The sequence below is a fragment of the Mesorhizobium loti genome, assembly GCF_003148495.1.
Taxonomy (GTDB): Bacteria; Pseudomonadota; Alphaproteobacteria; order Rhizobiales; family Rhizobiaceae; genus Mesorhizobium; species Mesorhizobium loti.
In genome coordinates this window covers 954,509-972,792 of sequence record NZ_QGGH01000001.1, presented here as the reverse complement: position 1 = coordinate 972,792, position 18,284 = coordinate 954,509, and the positions used below count along the sequence as shown (strand labels likewise).

The 18,284-nt window shown below is 61.8% G+C and carries 24 protein-coding genes; 18 read left to right on the top strand and 6 right to left on the bottom strand.

Going from position 1 to position 18,284, the window contains the following annotated elements; translation table 11 throughout:
• The first annotated feature begins 260 nt into the window (after nt 1–260).
• The 5 genes from C8D77_RS04920 to C8D77_RS04905 all read left to right on the top strand — a co-directional run bounded on the left by C8D77_RS04920 (nt 261) and on the right by C8D77_RS04905 (nt 3,621).
• Nucleotides 261–1,787 carry an ABC-F family ATP-binding cassette domain-containing protein gene (locus C8D77_RS04920; RefSeq protein ID WP_109659830.1) on the top strand — a complete coding sequence of 509 codons (1,527 nt, stop codon included), beginning with the start codon at nt 261–263 and terminating at the stop codon, nt 1,785–1,787.
• A 132-nt stretch (nt 1,788–1,919) separates the two neighbouring features.
• Complete coding sequence (locus tag C8D77_RS04915) at nt 1,920–2,228, top strand: HigA family addiction module antitoxin (RefSeq protein WP_109659828.1); 309 nt, start codon at nt 1,920–1,922, stop codon at nt 2,226–2,228.
• Nucleotides 2,229–2,364: 136 nt separating this feature from the next.
• On the top strand, nt 2,365–2,538 hold the full coding sequence (locus C8D77_RS37480) for a hypothetical protein (RefSeq protein ID WP_164757872.1): 174 nt from the start codon (nt 2,365–2,367) through the stop codon (nt 2,536–2,538).
• A gap of 226 nt (nt 2,539–2,764) precedes the next feature.
• Entirely contained in the window at nt 2,765–3,193 is a 429-nt protein-coding gene (locus C8D77_RS04910) for a VOC family protein (RefSeq protein WP_109661279.1), read from the top strand.
• A 74-nt stretch (nt 3,194–3,267) separates the two neighbouring features.
• On the top strand, nt 3,268–3,621 hold the full coding sequence (locus C8D77_RS04905; protein WP_109659825.1) for a DUF1428 domain-containing protein: 354 nt from the start codon (nt 3,268–3,270) through the stop codon (nt 3,619–3,621).
• 239 nt (nt 3,622–3,860) lie between these two features.
• On the opposite strand, the gene C8D77_RS04900 is transcribed toward C8D77_RS04905, so the two are convergent.
• Entirely contained in the window at nt 3,861–5,495 is a 1,635-nt protein-coding gene (locus tag C8D77_RS04900; RefSeq protein WP_109659823.1) for a tetratricopeptide repeat-containing sulfotransferase family protein, read from the bottom strand.
• Between the two features lie 187 nt (nt 5,496–5,682).
• A complete protein-coding gene (locus C8D77_RS04895; RefSeq protein WP_109661276.1) occupies nt 5,683–5,907 on the bottom strand; it encodes a hypothetical protein in 225 nt (74 codons plus the stop codon).
• A gap of 325 nt (nt 5,908–6,232) precedes the next feature.
• Here C8D77_RS04895 and C8D77_RS04890 point away from each other — a divergent pair, with 325 nt between their 5' ends.
• The 5 genes from C8D77_RS04890 to C8D77_RS04875 all read left to right on the top strand — a co-directional run bounded on the left by C8D77_RS04890 (nt 6,233) and on the right by C8D77_RS04875 (nt 7,629).
• Nucleotides 6,233–6,439: a cold-shock protein gene (locus C8D77_RS04890; protein ID WP_023809797.1), complete on the top strand. Its 207-nt coding sequence runs from the start codon at nt 6,233–6,235 to the stop codon at nt 6,437–6,439.
• Nucleotides 6,440–6,583: 144 nt separating this feature from the next.
• Complete coding sequence (locus C8D77_RS04885; protein WP_109659820.1) at nt 6,584–6,853, top strand: hypothetical protein; 270 nt, start codon at nt 6,584–6,586, stop codon at nt 6,851–6,853.
• Nucleotides 6,850–7,134 carry a hypothetical protein gene (locus tag C8D77_RS04880; protein WP_109659818.1) on the top strand — a complete coding sequence of 95 codons (285 nt, stop codon included), beginning with the start codon at nt 6,850–6,852 and terminating at the stop codon, nt 7,132–7,134. Before C8D77_RS04885 ends, C8D77_RS04880 begins: the two co-directional genes overlap by 4 nt.
• 38 nt (nt 7,135–7,172) lie before the next feature.
• Complete coding sequence (locus tag C8D77_RS37475) at nt 7,173–7,310, top strand: hypothetical protein (protein WP_164482279.1); 138 nt, start codon at nt 7,173–7,175, stop codon at nt 7,308–7,310.
• A gap of 97 nt (nt 7,311–7,407) precedes the next feature.
• Nucleotides 7,408–7,629 (top strand): hypothetical protein, encoded by a 222-nt coding sequence (locus tag C8D77_RS04875; protein ID WP_109659816.1) that lies wholly within the window; start codon nt 7,408–7,410, stop codon nt 7,627–7,629.
• Nucleotides 7,630–7,704: 75 nt separating this feature from the next.
• Here C8D77_RS04875 and C8D77_RS04870 read toward each other — a convergent pair whose 3' ends face one another.
• Nucleotides 7,705–8,121, bottom strand: a complete 417-nt coding sequence (locus tag C8D77_RS04870; protein ID WP_109659813.1) for a Kazal-type serine protease inhibitor family protein — start codon at nt 8,119–8,121, stop codon at nt 7,705–7,707.
• Nucleotides 8,122–8,622: 501 nt separating this feature from the next.
• Here C8D77_RS04870 and C8D77_RS04860 point away from each other — a divergent pair.
• From C8D77_RS04860 to C8D77_RS04850, 3 genes are all read left to right on the top strand, one after another.
• A complete protein-coding gene (locus tag C8D77_RS04860) occupies nt 8,623–8,835 on the top strand; it encodes a cold-shock protein (protein WP_006202520.1) in 213 nt (70 codons plus the stop codon).
• A 471-nt stretch (nt 8,836–9,306) separates the two neighbouring features.
• A complete protein-coding gene (locus tag C8D77_RS04855; protein WP_013530020.1) occupies nt 9,307–9,519 on the top strand; it encodes a cold-shock protein in 213 nt (70 codons plus the stop codon).
• Between the two features lie 184 nt (nt 9,520–9,703).
• Entirely contained in the window at nt 9,704–10,132 is a 429-nt protein-coding gene (locus C8D77_RS04850; RefSeq protein ID WP_109659809.1) for a BA14K family protein, read from the top strand.
• A 97-nt stretch (nt 10,133–10,229) separates the two neighbouring features.
• Here C8D77_RS04850 and C8D77_RS04845 read toward each other — a convergent pair whose 3' ends face one another.
• From C8D77_RS04845 to C8D77_RS04835, 3 genes are all read right to left on the bottom strand, one after another.
• Nucleotides 10,230–10,868: an MBL fold metallo-hydrolase gene (locus tag C8D77_RS04845; protein ID WP_109659807.1), complete on the bottom strand. Its 639-nt coding sequence runs from the start codon at nt 10,866–10,868 to the stop codon at nt 10,230–10,232.
• A gap of 136 nt (nt 10,869–11,004) precedes the next feature.
• Entirely contained in the window at nt 11,005–11,322 is a 318-nt protein-coding gene (locus C8D77_RS04840; RefSeq protein ID WP_109659805.1) for a hypothetical protein, read from the bottom strand.
• A 145-nt stretch (nt 11,323–11,467) separates the two neighbouring features.
• Nucleotides 11,468–12,361 carry a branched-chain amino acid aminotransferase gene (locus C8D77_RS04835; protein ID WP_109659803.1) on the bottom strand — a complete coding sequence of 298 codons (894 nt, stop codon included), beginning with the start codon at nt 12,359–12,361 and terminating at the stop codon, nt 11,468–11,470.
• Between the two features lie 247 nt (nt 12,362–12,608).
• Between C8D77_RS04835 and C8D77_RS04830 the strand changes: the two genes are divergently transcribed.
• From C8D77_RS04830 to C8D77_RS04810, 5 genes are all read left to right on the top strand, one after another.
• On the top strand, nt 12,609–13,142 hold the full coding sequence (locus tag C8D77_RS04830) for a MarR family winged helix-turn-helix transcriptional regulator (protein ID WP_164758034.1): 534 nt from the start codon (nt 12,609–12,611) through the stop codon (nt 13,140–13,142).
• The gene (locus tag C8D77_RS04825) at nt 13,129–13,848 is read left to right on the top strand and encodes a response regulator (RefSeq protein ID WP_013530014.1); all 720 of its coding nucleotides are present in this window, start codon (nt 13,129–13,131) and stop codon (nt 13,846–13,848) included. Before C8D77_RS04830 ends, C8D77_RS04825 begins: the two co-directional genes overlap by 14 nt.
• Before the next feature lie 49 nt (nt 13,849–13,897).
• On the top strand, nt 13,898–15,313 hold the full coding sequence (locus tag C8D77_RS04820; protein ID WP_109659799.1) for an ATP-binding protein: 1,416 nt from the start codon (nt 13,898–13,900) through the stop codon (nt 15,311–15,313).
• A gap of 206 nt (nt 15,314–15,519) precedes the next feature.
• Nucleotides 15,520–16,542: a glycosyltransferase family 4 protein gene (locus C8D77_RS04815; protein WP_109659797.1), complete on the top strand. Its 1,023-nt coding sequence runs from the start codon at nt 15,520–15,522 to the stop codon at nt 16,540–16,542.
• A 162-nt stretch (nt 16,543–16,704) separates the two neighbouring features.
• Nucleotides 16,705–18,279 carry a hypothetical protein gene (locus C8D77_RS04810; protein WP_109659795.1) on the top strand — a complete coding sequence of 525 codons (1,575 nt, stop codon included), beginning with the start codon at nt 16,705–16,707 and terminating at the stop codon, nt 18,277–18,279.
• Nucleotides 18,280–18,284 lie beyond the last annotated feature (5 nt).

Here is an 18,284-nt window from a genome sequence, read left to right as displayed (position 1 = left end):
AACCACTCCGCACACTCAACGTCTTGTCTTGAAAGGAGGGCTCACGTGTTTACGTTTTTTCGTCACCATCGTCAGCGTGGCCCGATTTCTGCCCTGCGAGCTTGCTTGCAGGGCTGACCAGGGACGGTCCGGGTTTTTTCCCGCTTCGATTTTTTGGTCTGCCCTTCGTGGTGTTGCAACGCCGAGCCTGATGGCCAGCCTGCGCACCGTCAAAGTGCATTGAACCGGACTTTTCCTCCGGACAGACCAGAGAAATCAAAATGGCCTTGATCAGCCTCAAATCTCTCGGCGTCACCATGAGTGCGCCGCTGTTTTCCAATCTCGACCTCACCATCGGCAGCGGCGACCGGCTCGGCATCGTTGCCGCCAATGGCCGTGGCAAGTCGACCTTGCTCAAATGCCTGACCGGCGAGATGGAGCCGACCTCCGGTCACATCACCCGCACGCGCGGCCTGCGCATCGGCCATGTCGAGCAATCCGTTGCCCCGGCTCTTCTCAGCCTTACGTTCCACCAGGTGGTGGCGGATGCCTTGCCGGCCGAGCAGGCCGACAGCGAGATGTGGCGTGTCGACGTAGTGCTGGATTCGCTCGATGTGCCGGAGCCGATGCGCGAGCGGCCAATGAAGGCGCTGAGCGGCGGCTGGCAGAGGCTGGCGTTGATCGCCCGCGTCTGGGTCACCGATCCGGACGTGCTGCTGCTCGACGAGCCGACCAACCATCTCGACCTTGCCCGCATCAGCCAGCTTGAGTCCTGGCTGAACACGCTGCCACGCGAGGTGCCTGTCGTCATCGCCAGCCACGACCGCGCCTTCCTCGACGCCACCACCAACCGGACGCTGTTCCTGCGCCCGGAGCAGTCGCCGGTGTTTGCCTTGCCCTACTCCCGCGCCAGGCAGGCGCTCGACGACGTCGATGCCTCGACGGAGCGCAAGTTCCAGCGCGACATGAAGGTGGCGCAGCAATTGCGCCGGCAGGCGGCCAAACTCAACAACATCGGCATCAATTCAGGCAGCGATCTGCTGACGGTCAAGACCAAGCAGCTCAACCAGCGCGCGGAGCGACTGGAAGAAGCGGCCGCACCGGCGCACCGCGAAAGGTCGGCGGGTGCCATAAAACTGGCCAATCGCGGCACCCACCCAAAGGTGCTGATCACGCTCGACGACGCGGCTGTCGAAACACCCGACGGCACGCTGTTGTTCAGGACCGGCAAGCGCCACATCTGCCAGGGCGATCGCATCGTCCTGCTCGGCCGCAATGGCGTCGGCAAGTCCCGCTTCGTCACCCTGATCCGCAATGCCATTGTCGAACCGGACACGGTGCAGAATGTGAAGGTGACGCCGTCGACGGTGCTCGGCTATAGCGACCAGGCGCTGTCCGGCATTAGCGGCGACGACACGCCGCTGGCGATGGTCTCACGACGCTACGATGTCGGCGAGCAGCGCGCCCGTTCGCTGCTGGCCGGTGCCGGTGTCGGCATCGACATGCAGGAGCGGAAGATCGGCGTGCTGTCCGGCGGCCAGAAGGCGCGGCTGATGATGCTGGCGCTCAGGCTCGCCAATCCCAACTTCTATCTGCTCGACGAGCCGACCAACCATCTCGACATTGACGGCCAGGAAGCGCTGGAAGCCGAACTGCTGGCGCATCAGGCAAGCTGCGTGCTCGCCTCGCACGACCGCTCCTTCATTCGCGCCATCGGCAACCGCTTCTGGCTGATCGACAAGCGGCGGCTGATCGAAGTCGAGGACCCGGAGGATTTCTTCTGGTCGGTGGCCGAAGCGGCGGGTTGATGGCGACGGAAACGACAGAACTCGGGTTCTCGGTTCGCTTTTTAAGGCGCTACGCCTGTAAGCTATTTACTTACAGGTCCGCGTCGATTTCGAGCATATCACTGAGGCGGCCAGATTGGAGAAGTTCGACTTATGACCATGCACGAGCCGACGCGTCCTATCGAGCGTTGTCCCTCCCACCCGGGAGCGCTGCTTGAGGACATTATCCCGGCAACCGGAAAGACCAAGGTGGAAATTGCAAATCTGCTCGGGATCTCCCGGCAGCAGCTCTATGACATCATCCGCGAAAAGAAGCCGGTTTCGCCGGCTGTGGCCGCTCGCCTCGGAAAGCTGTTCGGCGACGGCGCCGCGATCTGGCTTCGAATGCAGGCGGCTTTCGATACCTGGCACGCAGAGCGTGAAGTTGATGTTTCAGCTATCCCGACGCTCAAGGTTGCGTAGGCGCCGTTCGGCGGCGCCTGAATAGAATCAAACGCTGCCCGCAAAAAATTTCCGACGGTCTGTCGGATAGCCTCAGCCCGCCCCGTCCTTGGGATGCCGACACGATGATGCCGGCTTCAACCGAGGACAAAGCATCATGTTCACCCTGTCATCCATAGGCCGCATCACCACCCGTTACATGCAAGCGCGCGCCCGCCATCGCAGCGAGCGCGCCCTGCTTTCGCTGCCGATCGAATTGCGCAAGGACATCGGCTGGCCGGAAATCGTGACCGACGCGCAAAATGGCCCCCGGATCTGCAGGGCTCCCTGACCCATGCAGCCGCGGAACCAGGCCATCGACGCCGGCCGCTACGCTGCTGGTCAGCGCTCTGATTGGGGGCCACCGACGCAAGTTCGTTTCACGCCTCTCGTTCAAGCCCGCCGGCTGCCCGGCCTATCCAGGGCCGGTCACCAAAAAAAATTTCGCGACCATGTAGGATCGCCGTCACCTCATGCGTCCTATGACTGGCAAGGCCAAACCCAAAGAGGAGCAAGACATGACTGATCAGATCCCCGTTCAGCCCGCAGCCAAAGTGCTCGGCGGATTGACCCCTTACCTGCAAATTGACGGCGCCTTCAAGGCCGCTGAATTCTACAAGAAGGCCTTTGGCGCCGAGCAGGTCTTTGCCTATCCGGCGGACGAAAAAGGCCGCACCATGCACATCCATCTCCACATCAACGGCTCGACGCTGATGCTCTCCGATTTCTATCCCGAAAACGGGATGCCCGCCGTCAAGCCGCAGGGCTACACCATGCAGCTCCATCTCGGCGCCGATGAAATCGATGCCTGGTGGAAGCGCGCCGTCGATGCCGGCTGCGAAGTCGCCGTGCCACTCCAAATCATGTTCTGGGGTGACCAGTGGGGCAATATGCGCGACCCGTTCGGCGTCGAGTGGGCGATGAACGCGCCGGCGAAGAAAGCCTGATCTATCGCCAATGGCGAAGTCCCTCACCAGCTGGCGTCGGTGAGGCCCTGTGAACTTCCAGGAGGAAACCCACAATGTCCTATGTCGATGGCTTCGTGCTTGCCGTGCCCAAGGCAAATCTCGATGACTACAAGAGGCTGGCCAACCTCACAGGCCCTATATGGATGGAACACGGCGCGCTCGCCTATGTCGAATGTATCGGCGACGACGTGCCCTATGGCGAGTTGACCTCGTTTCCGCGTGCCGTGCAGGCAAAAGACGACGAGATCGTCGTCTTCTCCTGGGCCGTCTATGAATCGCGGGAGAACCGCGATGCCGTCATGGCCAAGGTGATGGCCGACCCGCGCTTGACACCCGATTGGGGCCCTATGCCGTTCGACGGCAAGCGCATGATCTTCGGCGGCTTCAAGCCATTCATGGAGCTTTGAGCAACTGAGCCCCCACCGCTTCGTCATCCTATGGCGGAGCAAGGAGCGAAGCGACGCGGCGCAGACCATAGGATCCATGCCGTGACGCAAAGGCGTTGCAACGGTGACGAATTCTGCCCCCTTGCATCCTTCGATCGAAGTCAGGGAATGGATCCTCGGGTCCCCGCGACGCCGCTTCGCGGCTGCTCCGCCCGTGGATGACGAAGCTTGGGGACTTCGGCTAAACTGCAGCCAGGGTGCTAATCCAGCTTGTCCAGCAGCGGCTTGAGCCGGTCACCATAGCGCTTCCACAGATCGACCGAGCCCTGATACATCGGCTGGCGCACCTGCGCGGCGGATGCGGTGCGCACCGGCCGGTCGGTCTCGTGGAAGGACAGCGCCGCATCGTCCCAGGGCAGGCCGAGATGGGCGATCAGCGCCCGCGTCTGGCCTTCCTGGTCGGCGACGAAATCCTCATAGCGCACATCGTGCACGACGCCTGGCAGCACCGTGTGCCAATGCGCCATGATGTCGGTGTACAGATTGTGGAAGTCGGCGAGTTCGCCGAGATCGTAGCCGTAACGGTGGCTGTCGCCGCGGAAATGCACCTTGTAGATCGACAGGCAGGTCGCCGCCGCATCGCGCGTGCAGTGGATGATCCTGGCCTTCGGCATCATCATGTGGATGAAGCCGACAAGCAGGAAGTTGCCCGGCATTTTGTCGGTGACGTGGCGCATGTTCGGATAGCGGGCATGCAGCATGTCGAGATAGGCTTGGCCTGCCTCGGCAAAATCCGAATCGCCGGTATCCGATACGCCCCAAGGGAAGCCACCCGGCATGGTCGCCGGGAACTGCTTGCCGACCGCCTTCTTCAAGAGGCTGAGCTCGCCTGCGCCATAGACCTGCGGATGGCTGGCAATGATCTGCTCGACCAGCGTCGTGCCCGAACGCGGCATGCCGACGACGAAGATCGGCGTGTCGTCGCCGATTGAGCTGGGCCTGTGTTTCTCGAAGAAGCCGGCATCGAAGGTTGCCTTCATCGCCTCGAACTCGGCCCGCGTCTTGGCCTTGTCGTAATCGATGCCCTTGCGGCGGATCGCATTGCCCTCGGCGAAATAGTCGAAGGCCCGGCCATAATCCTTCAGATCGTCATTGGCCTTGCCGAGACCGAAGGACAACTGCATGCGCGACAGGCTGTCCTGCGGCGCCTTGGCATGCTGAGCCTCCATCCCGGTCAATTCGCTGTCGCGCTCCTTCTGGCGCTTGACCTGCGTCAGCATCAGCCAGGCTGTGGCCATGGCGGGGTTGATCGCCAACGCCTGCCGGAACAGATCCGCCGCCTCGTCGAGCTTGCCCTTTTCCATCAACCCGACGCCGAGCCCGTGCAGCAGGTCGGCATCCTTGGGGCGTATCGCCAGCGCTTCGCGGAAGGCAGCCAGCGCCTCGTCCAGCCGCCCGGCTTCCTGCAGGGTTTCGGCAAGCCCGATGCGGGCGCGCACATGAAATGGGTTGCGAGCAACCGTGCCGCGATAAATCTCTTCGGCCTCTTCGAACTGGCCGACCTGCTTCAGCGACGAGCCGAGATTGTCGCGCGCCGCGAGCTGGTCCGGCCGCAGATCCACCGCGCCTCGGAAGAAATCGATGGCCGCAGCAGGGCGGCCGAGGTCGCGCATCACCGTACCGAAATTGTTGAGGAAATCGGGATTCGTCGGCTGCATGCTCACCGACCGTTCGATGAGATCCAGCCCTTCTTCGCTGCGCCCGGTCTGGTGCAGCAGCAGTCCCAGGAAATGCGCGGCGGCCGCGTGCTTGGGCTGACGCGCCAGCACCTGCCGGTAAATCGTCTCGGCCTCTTGCCGGCGCCCGGCCTGATGCAGTTGCAGCGCCTGCTGCACATACTGGTCGAGGCCCAGCGGCGGCTGTCCTCCCGCGCCAGACCTGGCTCCCGCACCCGCCGCTCGTCTCTGATCTCTGTTAATGGGAAACCTGCCGTGTTTGTCCGCCTGCCGCGATCTAGGCCATTGGCGCGCCAGGTTCAAGTCTTCGCGTGGTTCCGCGCCCTTTCCGTCGCCGTGAAAGCGATCAAATCAGGCGGTTGGTCTCGGCGACCTGCCTGGCCCGCCTCACGGTGCCATCGGTATCGGCGATCGTTCGCCTTGCCGCCTCATCGCTTCTGATGGTCAGCCGCGCCGACTTGACGATCATCGGCTTGCCGTTCGGGCCGGCGGCAAGGGCGTGTATGATGGTTGGCTTGATGATCGGGTTGATCGCTACGGTCATGCCTCTCGGAGTTCTGACGGAAACCATGGCTTTTTCCTTCCAGGAATAAATAAAATGCAAGTGCCGGGAAAATCGGCCAGCGTAAATTTAAGCAATTTTTTGAAAGCCACTGAGCCATATCAGGATTTTTCAAATAATTACAGCGATCTATTTTTTTGCCGCCGTCCGAGTTTTTCATGAATCTTCTTGAACAATCAGCCCTATCAGCCTATATAGACGGGATGGCTTTGGGCCAGAATTGGCATCTCGCGGCGTCAGAGGTTCTCGACCCGCCAATCTCATTCCAAATCTTCGATACCGGGCGCGCGGCATATTCGCTCCGCGGCCATGTCTCATTCTTCGAAAGATCCACATGAACACCGGAACCGTTAAGTTCTACAATGGCCAGAAGGGCTTCGGCTTCATTCAGCCGACCGATGGCGGCAAGGACGTTTTCGTCCATGTCAGCGCACTGGAGCGCGCCGGCTTCCCCGGACTTGCCGAAGGCCAGAAGCTGCAGTTCGAGTTGGAGCGTGACACCAAGGGCCGCGAGTCGGCCGCCAATTTGCAATTGATCTGATCCGGCCGAATTCGATGAACGCTGACCACGGATGTACTGGCAGCTCTCGAAAGCGGCTTATTTCCAGCGACTGCCGGAAATAGGAAAGCGGGGCTCGTCCCCGCTTTTTTGCTTTCAGGACCGCTGCTTTGCACAGGTAAGACAATGCCGGACCGCACCACCCACTCCATCGCGCATTTCGCGGCACCTTTCGTGCTCGGCGGACTGGAAGGGCAGCTGCCGGCCGGCGACTACGACATCGATCACGACGAAGAGCTGATCGAGGGCATGTCGCGGCTTGCCTGGCGCCGCGTCGCCACCTTCATCCATCTGCCGGCAAGGGCAGTGAAAAACCCGCCCACCAGCCAGCTTGTCGCCATCGATTACCTCGAACTCGAAACAGCGCTGAAGCGCGACAGGGAGAATGCAGCATGATCCGTTTCCAGCAGAATGCGCGCCCGCGCACCGACACGCCCGCGCACCAGTTTGCGATCGGTCAGACCGTGCGCATGAAGAGCCGCACCGGCCTCGTCCAGAAGACCGCCGAACTGTTCCAGATCAAGAGCAGGCTGCCGGTCAAGGACGGCTCGCCGCAATACCGCATCCGCAGCGAGCAGGAGACCCATGAGCGGGTCACCACCGAAGACAATCTCGAACCGGCAAACGACCCGGTTGTTACTGACAATCCGGTTGTTGCCAGCAACCCGGTCGTCTGAGACCCCACCGCCAAGCCAACACGCAGCAGGAGCACGACATGTCCAAGGGTCAACAGCGAAGCAACCGCGAGACACGCAAGCCGAAGAAGGACAAGGTCGTGGCCAAGCCCGCCTCCCCGTTCGGCTCGTCGGTCAAACAGGCGGAGAGCAGCCTTAAGCCGAAGTCGAAGGGCTGACAAACTGGAGGGCGCGCCTCGTGCGCCCTCTCCGTCCCTATGTGAGGCGGCGAATTGATTGAACAGGCCCGCGCAATGCTCTGCCACGGAGGCGCGCTTGAACTTCGTCATCGAGTTCTACCGGTCGCGCGACGCCGACGAAGCCACGCTCGACAAGGTATCGCTGGAAGCGCCGAACCTGCGCGCCGCGCTGCAGGGTGCTACCGCGCTGTTCCACACGCTCGCCATGCCGCAAACCCCCGATCGCCTGCGCATTTGCGACGACGATGGCAGCGAGCTTTACGCCGGCCCGGCCGACGGGGCGTATCCGGCACCGTGACCAGCAGCGCGAGCTTCAATCTTCATGCGCTGCCTTTGCCGATCTGATCATGTCCTGCGAATATCGCCCTGCCCCTCAGCACGGCCCGTCTTCAACGACGCGATAGTCCGCGGCGCGGGCTTCGCAGGAGTTGGGAAAGGTACGCATCTCGCCGTGCCGGCGAGCGCACACCGGCGCATATTCGCGGGTGCAGAACGTCTGCTCTTCGCCGCCACCATCGCCACCACCACCACCGTCGCGGCACGGACCGTCGCGCACGATGCGATAGCCGGCCCGGTCGGCAAGGCAGGCATTGGCAAAGGTCTGGCGGTCGCCGCCGCGGCGGGCACAGACCGGCTCGTACTGCTTGCTGCAATATTGCGGTTCGGGCCGTGGCGGACGCGGGCGCGGCCCTGGTCCCTCATCGACCACGACGGTGCAGGCGGTAAGAATTGCCGACAGCAACAGGATGGCAAAACCCTGTCGCGAAAAGATTGTCGCCAGAAATTTCATGATGATCTCCCACGATCGCGTCCCGGTTGCCGATCCTCGCCATTCCCTTGCCAAATGCAACCCCCGTTTGCAGCCATTACAGCCGGAAACGGCGCCTGGGCCGTGGGCGGCATCAGCTTCCTCGGCCACCTCGACATCTGGCCCATTCGTGGCCCGGCTCTGGCCGATGACCCGGTCGGCAAGCAAGCCTATGCCGGGCCGATCGATGCTCAGGTCAGTCGATTCATGCGTCGGGATGCGCCAGTGCGGCGGCCCGCGGCGCTATCTTGCAACCATCACGTTTCCGTGCGATAAATTCCGTGTTCGGGCATTTGCGACCCGGAGAGCGGAACGTTTTGGACGACCTTTCCCCGATACTGTGAATCTCTGACGGCCCCGTTTTCGGCGGGGGGTTTGACCATGCGCCAATGCATGACTGCCGAAGCAACCACCGGGAACTGCCCTTTGCGCCAGGCGGCGGGCAGGACCACCAAAGACTGAACGGGTGAAGGAGTTTCCCCAATGGCCCAGACCGGCACCGTTAAATTCTTCAACGCGACCAAAGGCTTCGGTTTCATCACGCCCGATGGTGGCGCCAAGGACGTGTTCGTCCATATTTCCGCGATCGAGGCTTCGGGCCTGCGCACGCTCGTCGACGGCCAGAAGGTCACCTTCGACGTCGAGCCGGACCGCATGGGCAAAGGCCCCAAGGCCGTCAACCTCCGCGCTGCCTGAGCCATCGGCACGCCGCACGTCTCTCGGACGCGCGACGGAGGCTCCAATGCCTGAACCTGGCTTGGAGAGGGATTTGAATTTTGAAAGGCGCGGCGATCTTCGTCGCGCCTTTTTCGTACCGAAAAAGCAGACCAAGGTCTGTTGAGATTCAGGCGAGGCCGAGCCGAAAATGGCTGATACCGAGAACCGGAGCGGAGCGTACGTTTGGGTACGTGAGCACCGGAAGCGCAGGAAACGGCCATTTGCAGGCCGGCCTCACCTGAATATCGACAGACCTTAATGCATGTCGCTCAAAGGTGGTCTCGGTTTTGGGGGAACGATACGCATGAAAACAAAGACTTAAAGCGAGTTGCGAGGCGCTTCAGGTGCCCGCAAAACTTTCTCTTGCCGATGACGCTAAAATAAAGGACAAATTTCCACTCGGGCATTTGCCGGCCCGAGACTGGAATTTATGGGACAAAGGAGCTTCCCATGCCGCAGACCGGCACCGTCAAATTCTTCAACCATGCCAAGGGCTTCGGCTTCATCACGCCCGATGATGGCGCGAAGGATGTTTTCGTCCATATTTCGGCCGTGCAGGCGTCCGGTCTTCCCGGTCTGGAAGATGGCCAGAAAGTGTCATTCGACACCGAGCCGGACAAGCGTGGCAAGGGACCGAAAGCCGTCAACCTGTCGGTCGGCTGAGCCGGCTTCAGACCGGCTGCGGCGGGCGGTTTCGCCCCTTGAGAGCGTGTGATCTTTGACGTCTGTTTTGAATAAACACGTCGAAATCCGTTCAGCCCCCGTTCAGCCACGGTCGCATATTAGTCTTTGGTAAAGCCGGACCGCATCCCCCGAAACTGCACGGGCCGGTACGAAGGAGACCGACATGAACCGAATTTTCAAAACCGCCGTCCTGGCCGCTGCCGTGGCCGCCACCACGCTCGCAACCTTGCCCGCCGCCAATGCGCGTGACTGGCGCCATCACGGCCATCACGGCAATGGCGATGCGATCGCCGCCGGCGTCCTCGGCCTCGCGGCCGGCGCGCTGATCGGTGGCGCGTTGGCCAATGACCAGCCCCCGCCCTACGCTGACCGCTACTACGATGACGGTTACTACGATCGTGACGTTGTGGTGCGCCCGGCACCGGTCCGCCGCTACTATGCGGAACCGAGGGTTGTCTACGCCGATCGTTATGCCGAGCCGTGGACGCGTGACTGGTACGAATACTGCTCGGACCGCTACCGCAGCTTCAATTCCCGTACCGGCACGTTCACCGGCAATGACGGCGAACAGCATTTCTGCACTGCCAACTGAGGCTTCCCTGCCCGAAAACAAAAAGCGCTGACCGCAAGGCCAGCGCTTTTTTGTTTGGAACACCGCAGGATTTGGGATCGGCGAATATCGGCACGCCCTAAACGAGAAAAGGATTGGTCCGCCTCTCCTCGCCGAAGCGGCCGCCGGGACCGTGGCCACAGATGAAGCCGATGTCGTCGCCGAGCGGCAGGAGCTTGTCCTTGATCGAAGCGATCAGCGCCGCGTGGTCGCCGCCCGGCAGGTCGGTGCGGCCCACCGAACCGCGAAACAGCACGTCGCCGACATGGGCGAACTTGGCTGCGCGGTTGTAGTAGACGACGTGGCCGGGCGCATGGCCGGGGCAGTGCAACACCTCGAACACATGGCCGCCGAACGACACGGTCTCGCCTTCGGTCAGGAACCGGTCGGGCACACAGTTGCGCGCGCCGGCGATGCCGTAACGCCTGCCCTGGTTTTCCAGATTGTCGAGCAGCGACTTGTCGGCCTCGTGCGGGCCGATGATCTCGACGCCGAGCGCCTCCTTCAGCTCCATGGCGCCGCCGGCATGGTCGATATGGCCATGCGTTATCCAGATCGCCCCGGCTGATATCGCATTATCCTTCAGCGCCGCCAGCACCTTGTCGATGTCGCCGCCCGGATCGACGACGACACCGTGCTTGTCGTCCATGTCGAACAGGATGGTGCAATTCTGCTGAAACGGTGTGACCGGCACGATGCCGGCATTGAGCTGACCCATGATCGTCCTTTCGCTATGCCAGCGGTGATGTAGAGGCGCGGGCGAAGGGCGTCCACCCTCGAAAGACGAACAGTCAGTAGTCCCAAAACGGAAATGGGCGGCCGAAGCCGCCCATTTGAAAAGACCGAATGGCCGCTTACTTCTTCATGGCGCCCATGACCGCGCCGAGAATGCCGGTCAGGATCGCGCCACCGCCGGCGCCGCCGACGATGTTGTTGAGGTTCAGCGCGCTGCCGAGACCGCTCGTTGCTGCTGCCGCAGCCGCCGGATCGACCGCGCCGCCACCCAGCAGGCTGCCGAGGATCGCCGCACCGCCGACACCGCCAATGGCTCCACCCAGGATTTTGGGAAGCTGACCCATCGCCGCCGTCTTGAGCGCCGCACCGACCGCCTGACCACCGATGATACCCGTAATCACCTGTATTATGATCGGAAGAAGCGTGTTCATGTCCATATGATTAGTCCCTCCATAGCTGCCAGCCTCCCGGGCCGACAGCATCATGAGACGCCGAATTGGACGAAAGTCAAATGCAGGAACGCTTAAATAAAAGGGGCGGCCCTAAAACCGCCCCTGCTTGCTAAAAAAGCTGTGACTTTCGTTATTCTGCGGCGATCGCGTGCTTGGGCTGAACGGCGGCAGAATAGTCATTCATAAGGTTTTTGGCGATTTCACCGACCTCGAATCGGTAAGGTCCGATCTCCGAAACCGGCGTTACTTCCGCTGCCGTCCCGGTCAGGAAGCATTGCTCGAAGCCCTCGAGTTCTTCCGGCAGGATGGCGCGTTCGATCACCTCCAGGCCGCGATCCTTGGCCAAGCCAATGACCGTGCGGCGGGTGATGCCGTCAAGGAAGCAATCGGGCTTGGGCGTGTGGATCTTGCCGTCCTTGACGAAGAAAATGTTGGCGCCGGTCGCTTCGGCGACCTGGCCACGCCAGTCGAGCATCATGGCGTCGGCATAGCCCTTGGCTTCGGCAGCATGCTTGGACATGGTGCAGATCATGTAGAGGCCGGCGGCCTTCGACTTGGAAGGTGCGGTGCGCGGGTCTGGCCGGCGCCATTCCGCCACATCGAGGCGGATGCCTTTCAGCTTCTGCGCGGGATCGAAATAGCTCGGCCATTGCCAGATGGCGATGGCGCAGTTGATGCGGTTGTTCTGCGCCGAAACGCCCATCTGTTCACTGCCGCGCCAGGCGATCGGCCGGACATAGGCATCCTGGAAACCCTGCTTCTTCAGAAGCGTGGTGGAGGCGTCGTTGAGCTCCGCCACCGAATAGGGAATCTTGAAGCCGAGCAGGCGCGCCGATTCATGCAGGCGCTCGGTGTGTTCGTTGAGCTTGAAGATCTCGCCGCCATAGGCGCGCTCGCCCTCGAAGACGGCGCTGGCGTAATGCAGGCCATGGGTCAGCACATGGATCTTGGCGTCACCCCATTGGACGAATTCGCCGTTCATCCAGATGAAACCATCCAGTTGGTCGAAGGGAACGGATGCCATGGTAACCTCCCGCGGGCGGCAGCCCGCATAGTGTTGTATCGTTGGTGTTTCGTGTCGGCCGCCCAAAGCGGCTTTTATGCTGGAGCGTAGGCGGATAATTGCGCTCTGGCAAACTCAGGAAGTTCCGGAAAAACCGGCTTCCCTTGCCTTTTCGTTCGCAATCCGCCCAAAAGCTTGTCAAAAATTACCATTGCAGGGAAATTACGTCAATAGTACTGACATAATCTCTCTTTCCCACGGAGAAATGATGACGGATCGAAGCCACGCAGCCGGAAAACCGATCAGGACCGCGATCACCGACGAGGACGGCATCGACTTCGCCATCATCGAGCTGCTCTTCTTCGCCTATCGTGACTTCACCTCCGATCCGGACCAGATTCTGGCCGATTACGGTTTCGGCCGGGCTCACCACCGGGTGCTGCATTTCGTCAACCGCAGGCCCGGCCTGACGGTCGCCGAACTGCTCGACGTGCTGAAGATCACCAAGCAGAGCCTGGCCCGCGTGCTCAAGCAATTGATCGACACCGACCATGTCGTGCAATTGCAAGGGCCGCGCGACCGCCGCCAGCGCGAGCTTTATCCGACGGCCAAGGGCCGTGCGCTGGCGCTGGCGCTAGCGCGGCCACAGTCGCGCCGCATCCATGCTGCATTGGGAGATTCCGGAATAACCGAACGGATCCTGGTGGAACGGTTCCTCGAAGCGATGGTCAATCCGGAACTGAGGGCGCAGATCGACGTTGGATCCGCAAAAATGTCAGGGAAAAGCCATGGAGAGCACTGAACGGGTCGATCACGCGGCCGCACCGGACGACGACGCGCCACATCTGCTTGTGGTCGACGACGACACCCGCATCCGCAATCTTCTCAAGCAGTATCTGACCGAAAACGGCTTTCGCGTCACCGTCGCCGGCAATGCCGGCGAAGCCAGGCGCAAGCTTGCCGGCCTCGACTTCGACCTTCTGGTGCTGGACGTCATGATGCCTGGCGAGACGGGCGTCGACTTGACCAAGTCGCTGCGGGCCGAAAAGAACGTACCGATCCTGATGCTGACGGCGCTGTCGGAGACCGACAGCCGCATCTCAGGGCTGGAGGCCGGCGCCGACGACTATCTGCCAAAGCCCTTCGATCCGCGCGAGCTGATCCTGCGCATCAACAACATCCTGCGCCGTGGTGGCCCTGCCACCACGCCCAAGGTCGAGCAGCTGGTCTTCGGCCCCTACACCTTCCAGATCGCCAGGCGCGAATTGAAGCGTGGCGGCGAGGCGCTGAAGCTGACCGACCGCGAGCAGGAGATCCTGGCGATCTTCGCCGCGCGGGCAGGCGAGACGATACCCCGCCACGAGCTTGTCGGCGACGATTCGGAAGTCGGCGAGCGCACCATCGACGTCCAGATCAACCGGCTGCGCCGCAAGATCGAGCGCGATCCGTCCAATCCGGTCTGGCTGCAGACCGTACGCGGTATTGGGTATCGGCTCAGCGTGGAATAGAATGCCGCCTGCGGCTGGCTGAACGGCTGCGGGCAAGCGAAAAGAGCGAATGGCAACCACGGAACTGGAACAGCCGGGCAATGGCGGCTTGAGCGCACGCGCCACGCGGACGCTGAAGGCGGTGCCGCGCGCTTGGAACCGCTTCTGGCGCCTCGTCTCGCTCTACATGCCAAAGCGGCTCTATGCCCGCTCGCTGATCATCGTCATCGCGCCGATGATCCTTCTGCAATCGGTCGTCGCCTTTGTCTTCATGGAACGCCATTGGGCAACCGTGACGCAGCGCCTGTCGCAGGCCACCGTGCGCGACATCGCCGCCATCATCGACCTGATCGAAACCTATCCGCGCGACGCCGACTACACCAACATCATCCGCATCGCCCAGGACCGCATGCAGCTGAAGGTCGACCTCTTGCCGCCCGACCCGCTGCCCGCGCCCGGCCCAAAGCCGTTCTTCTCGATTTTGGATGATGTTCTGTCGTCCGAGATCACGCGCCAGATCAATCGACCGTTCTGGATCGACACGGTCGGCAATTCCAACATCGTCGAGGTGCGCGTCCAGCTCGAGAACAAGGTGCTGCGCGTCTTCGTGCGCCGCAGCCAGGCCTATGCCTCGAACACCCACATCTTCCTGATCTGGATGGTCGGCACCTCGCTGGTGCTCCTGATGATCGCCATTCCCTTCCTGCGCAACCAGATCCGGCCGATCCTGACGCTTGCCGAAGCCGCCGAAAGCTTCGGCAAGGGCCGGCCGATGCCGCGCGATTTCCGGCCGCGCGGCGCCGAGGAGGTCCGCCGCGCCGGCTTTGCCTTCATGCAAATGCGCGAGCGCATCGAGCGCCAGATCGAGCAACGCACCGCCATGCTCACCGGCGTCAGCCATGACCTGCGAACCATCCTCACCCGCTTCAAGCTGCAGCTTGCGCTTTCCGGCGGCAAGGCCGAGACCAAGGCGGCGCTCGACCAGGACATCGACGACATGCAGTCGATGCTCGAAGGCTATCTCGCTTTTGCCCGTGGCGAGGCTTCGGAAGACGCCGGACGGTTCGATCTCGAGGCCTATTTCGAGAAGCTCGGCGAGGAAGCCAGGCTGCGCAAGCGCAAGCTGTCGACGACGCTTGCCGGCGACCCCGATGTGCATGTGCGGCCGAACGCCTTTGCCCGGCTGATGTCCAACGTCATCGGCAACGCCTTCCGCTATGCCAAGACGGTGGAGGTCAACGCCACCCATGGCCGCGGCTCGCTTCTGGTCACCATCGACGACGATGGTCCGGGCATTCCCGCAGACCGGCGCGAAGACGTGTTCAAACCGTTCGTGCGGCTCGACGAGGCCCGCAACCTCGATGCCAGCGGCACCGGGCTCGGCCTGTCGATTGCCCGCGACATCGCCCGCAGCCATGGCGGCGACATCACCCTCGACGACAGCCCGCTCGGCGGACTTCGCGCCGTCATCCAGGTTCCGGCATAGTCGGCGGAGGACGGGCTTCATCCGCCCGTCATGAAACCATGGTCAAGAGCGCGCATGAAGCGCGCGACCTCAATTGATTCGGCCCTGCCGCCTCACTTCGACCCCGTGCCCGCCCGGGTGCGCTGGAGCGAAGCGAGAGCCGCAGGCTGGTCGCCGTTCCGGCATCGTCTCAAGGCAACCGTCGACCTTTCCTGCAAAGGGCCGCCATGCGCATACTGATGGTCACCGACGCCTGGCGCCCGCAGGTCAACGGCGTCGTCCACACGCTGGAGCGGCTCACCGAAACGCTGAAATCCTTCGATGTCGCGGTGGATTTCCTGACGCCCAACATCTTTCGCACCTTGCCCCTGCCGACCTATCCCGACATAAGGCTGGCGCTGACCACGCCCGGCCATGTCGCTCGCCTGATCGAAGCCGGCAAGGCGGACCACATCCACATCGTCACCGAGGGTCCGCTCGGCATCATGGCGCGGCGCTATTGCCGCAATGCCGGCCGGCCGTTCACCACCAGCTACCACACGCGCTTTCCCGAATATCTCAGCGCCCGCCTGCCGGTGCCGGAAAGCTGGGCTTATCGCTGGCTGCGCGATTTCCACAATTCCGGCCAGGGCACGCTGGTCGCCACCCAGTCGCTCGCCGACGACCTTTCGGCGCGCGGCTTCACCAAGCTGCGGCCGTGGACGCGCGGCGTCGACACCGATCATTTCCGCCCGGACAAGAAGAAGGATCTCGGCTTCCCCGGCCCGATCTTCCTCTGCGTCGGTCGCGTCGCCATCGAAAAGAACCTCTCCGCCTTCCTCGACCTCGACCTGCCGGGCAGCAAGGTTATCGTCGGCGAAGGCCCCGAGCTTGCCAGGCTGAAGGCGAAGTACCCGCAGGCGCATTTCCTCGGCCATCGTCCCAATGACGAACTGGCCGAGATCTATGCCTCGGCCGACGTCTTCGTCTTCCCCAGCCGCACCGACACCTTCGGCAACGTCATCATCGAGGCGCTGGCGAGCGGCACGCCGGTCGCCGCCTATCCGGTGACCGGGCCGATCGACATCGTCGGCGATGGCTTTGGCGGCGCGGTCTCCAACGACCTGCGCGAGGCCTCGCTCGCCGCGCTCAACGTCGACCGCGCGCAGGCACGCGAACGCGCCATGCGCTACAGCTGGAAAGCTTGCGCGGAAATGTTCCTCGACACGGTCGAGGAAGCGCTGGGCACGACGCGCAAGCTGGCGGCCTAAGCGTGCGTCAGATCAAATGATTCAAATGATAATGCAGTCCAAGACTGTATAATCATCGACAGCTAATATAAAGCGCGCCGCCATCTCACCATCCCAAAGACATGGAGAATCCATAGTCTTTGTCGGCGACTCAAAATTTACCATTTCTACCTACATTGCGGCATGTTCGAAGCAACATCCTCCAACAAAATCAACAGTTACACGAGCCATTTCATCAGGCCCGAAGGTATCTTGCTGATAGTTCTGCTGGTGGTGGCTTTCTTGCCCGTGCTGCTCGTCGACATACCGGCTATGGCAGACTATCCAAATCATCTCGCAAGAATGTCGATCCTGATGCGCGCCGGCACGCCCGAGGCCCATCCCTACTATGAAGCCGCGTGGGCACCCTACCCTAATCTAGCGATGGACCTTATTGTCCCGTTCGCTGGACGCTTGATCGGGATCGAGTTGGCATCAAGGCTCTTCTATCTGATCGCGCAAATGCTGGTCGTTAGCGGAGCAATGGCCGTCGGAGCGGCCGCACGGGGGCGTGTGATCCTCAGCGGCTTCGTTGCTTCGCTCTTCCTCTACGCCATGCCCTTCGCTTTCGGATTCGTGAATTTCGAATTTGCGTTAGGGATCGCTCTTTGGGCCGTCGCGGTCTGGATTTGGCTCGTGGAAAGACCTTTGCCGCTGCGCCTTGCCATCCACGCCGTCTTCGTCGTGGTTCTGTATATCTCTCACTTATTTGCCCTCGGCCTGTATGGCATTGTGGTGGGGCTGTACGAACTCTCCCGCTGGCCCGACCACATTGAGAACTGGAAACGCACGATCTTGCTGGTTGCCGGAATGGCTGCTCCGGCCGTCGCAGTTGGCGCCCTGGCGCTCGCCTTCGGCGGCAAAGTGGGTGGCGAAGGAACCGAATGGGCCCTGTCGGCGAAATTGTTAGCGCTGGTTCAAGTCAACGGCTTCAGCAGATACACTTCCTCAGCCGTGACCGTGGTGCTGATCATTCTCACTTACCTTGCGGTGAAGCACAGGATGGTGGCGGTCTCTCGCGTCGGCTGCTGGATAGGCTTTGGGCTCCTGTGCCTGTTCATTGTCATGCCGTTCCGCGTTGCAGACACGGCCTTTGTCGACGGGCGCGTTCTTCTGGCACTTATTCTGATCCTGCCAGCTTTCGTCACGATCAAGTGTCCGCAAGGCCCGCGCGGAACACTTTTCGTCGCGCTAGCGTTTGGCGCCGGGCTTGCAAACAGTGGCATCACGATCTGGGCGCAACTGTCGTGCCGCAGCGAATATCGTACGCTTATGACCGCGTTCGACGCCATTCCAATGGGCTCGCGAATCCTTACCGGCCAGAATGGCCCTCCAGACGACCCACCAACAAATCTGCTCCTTTATCCAATGTACAATGCTGCCGCGTTGGCCGTAGTCACACGCGATGCACTGATGCCAACGCTATTCACCTATCCGGGAAAACAGCCGGTGAGGCCCCGGCCGGAAGTAGCAAACCTGACCATACCGCAAGGCGGGCCTATCCCGATGTCTGAGCTGGAGGCCTACGCCGCTGGTGCATCCCCACCGGTCGAGGCGGCGTATGCAGCGCATTGGACCTGTGACTTTGACTATCTGCTGGTAATTGCGCCGGAGAGTGGCCCGCCACGACACGGCAATCTTGAATTAATCGCCGAAGGCAAGCAGTTCAAATTATACCGGATAAGGAAATTGGTCGACGCTGACAGGAAAAGCGGATGATGTTC

What these genes read in the sequence shown, in the direction of transcription:
- C8D77_RS04920 (WP_109659830.1), top strand. Translation starts at nt 261, where the DNA reads ATGGCCTTGATCAGCCTCAAATCTCTCGGCGTCACCATGAGTGCGCCG.
- C8D77_RS04915 (WP_109659828.1), top strand. Translation starts at nt 1,920, where the DNA reads ATGACCATGCACGAGCCGACGCGTCCTATCGAGCGTTGTCCCTCCCAC.
- C8D77_RS37480 (WP_164757872.1), top strand. Translation starts at nt 2,365, where the DNA reads ATGTTCACCCTGTCATCCATAGGCCGCATCACCACCCGTTACATGCAA.
- C8D77_RS04910 (WP_109661279.1), top strand. Translation starts at nt 2,765, where the DNA reads ATGACTGATCAGATCCCCGTTCAGCCCGCAGCCAAAGTGCTCGGCGGA.
- C8D77_RS04905 (WP_109659825.1), top strand. Translation starts at nt 3,268, where the DNA reads ATGTCCTATGTCGATGGCTTCGTGCTTGCCGTGCCCAAGGCAAATCTC.
- C8D77_RS04895 (WP_109661276.1), bottom strand. Translation starts at nt 5,907, where the DNA reads ATGGTTTCCGTCAGAACTCCGAGAGGCATGACCGTAGCGATCAACCCG.
- C8D77_RS04890 (WP_023809797.1), top strand. Translation starts at nt 6,233, where the DNA reads ATGAACACCGGAACCGTTAAGTTCTACAATGGCCAGAAGGGCTTCGGC.
- C8D77_RS04885 (WP_109659820.1), top strand. Translation starts at nt 6,584, where the DNA reads ATGCCGGACCGCACCACCCACTCCATCGCGCATTTCGCGGCACCTTTC.
- C8D77_RS04880 (WP_109659818.1), top strand. Translation starts at nt 6,850, where the DNA reads ATGATCCGTTTCCAGCAGAATGCGCGCCCGCGCACCGACACGCCCGCG.
- C8D77_RS37475 (WP_164482279.1), top strand. Translation starts at nt 7,173, where the DNA reads ATGTCCAAGGGTCAACAGCGAAGCAACCGCGAGACACGCAAGCCGAAG.
- C8D77_RS04870 (WP_109659813.1), bottom strand. Translation starts at nt 8,121, where the DNA reads ATGAAATTTCTGGCGACAATCTTTTCGCGACAGGGTTTTGCCATCCTG.
- C8D77_RS04860 (WP_006202520.1), top strand. Translation starts at nt 8,623, where the DNA reads ATGGCCCAGACCGGCACCGTTAAATTCTTCAACGCGACCAAAGGCTTC.
- C8D77_RS04855 (WP_013530020.1), top strand. Translation starts at nt 9,307, where the DNA reads ATGCCGCAGACCGGCACCGTCAAATTCTTCAACCATGCCAAGGGCTTC.
- C8D77_RS04850 (WP_109659809.1), top strand. Translation starts at nt 9,704, where the DNA reads ATGAACCGAATTTTCAAAACCGCCGTCCTGGCCGCTGCCGTGGCCGCC.
- C8D77_RS04845 (WP_109659807.1), bottom strand. Translation starts at nt 10,868, where the DNA reads ATGGGTCAGCTCAATGCCGGCATCGTGCCGGTCACACCGTTTCAGCAG.
- C8D77_RS04840 (WP_109659805.1), bottom strand. Translation starts at nt 11,322, where the DNA reads ATGGACATGAACACGCTTCTTCCGATCATAATACAGGTGATTACGGGT.
- C8D77_RS04835 (WP_109659803.1), bottom strand. Translation starts at nt 12,361, where the DNA reads ATGGCATCCGTTCCCTTCGACCAACTGGATGGTTTCATCTGGATGAAC.
- C8D77_RS04830 (WP_164758034.1), top strand. Translation starts at nt 12,609, where the DNA reads ATGACGGATCGAAGCCACGCAGCCGGAAAACCGATCAGGACCGCGATC.
- C8D77_RS04825 (WP_013530014.1), top strand. Translation starts at nt 13,129, where the DNA reads ATGGAGAGCACTGAACGGGTCGATCACGCGGCCGCACCGGACGACGAC.
- C8D77_RS04820 (WP_109659799.1), top strand. Translation starts at nt 13,898, where the DNA reads ATGGCAACCACGGAACTGGAACAGCCGGGCAATGGCGGCTTGAGCGCA.
- C8D77_RS04815 (WP_109659797.1), top strand. Translation starts at nt 15,520, where the DNA reads ATGCGCATACTGATGGTCACCGACGCCTGGCGCCCGCAGGTCAACGGC.
- C8D77_RS04810 (WP_109659795.1), top strand. Translation starts at nt 16,705, where the DNA reads ATGTTCGAAGCAACATCCTCCAACAAAATCAACAGTTACACGAGCCAT.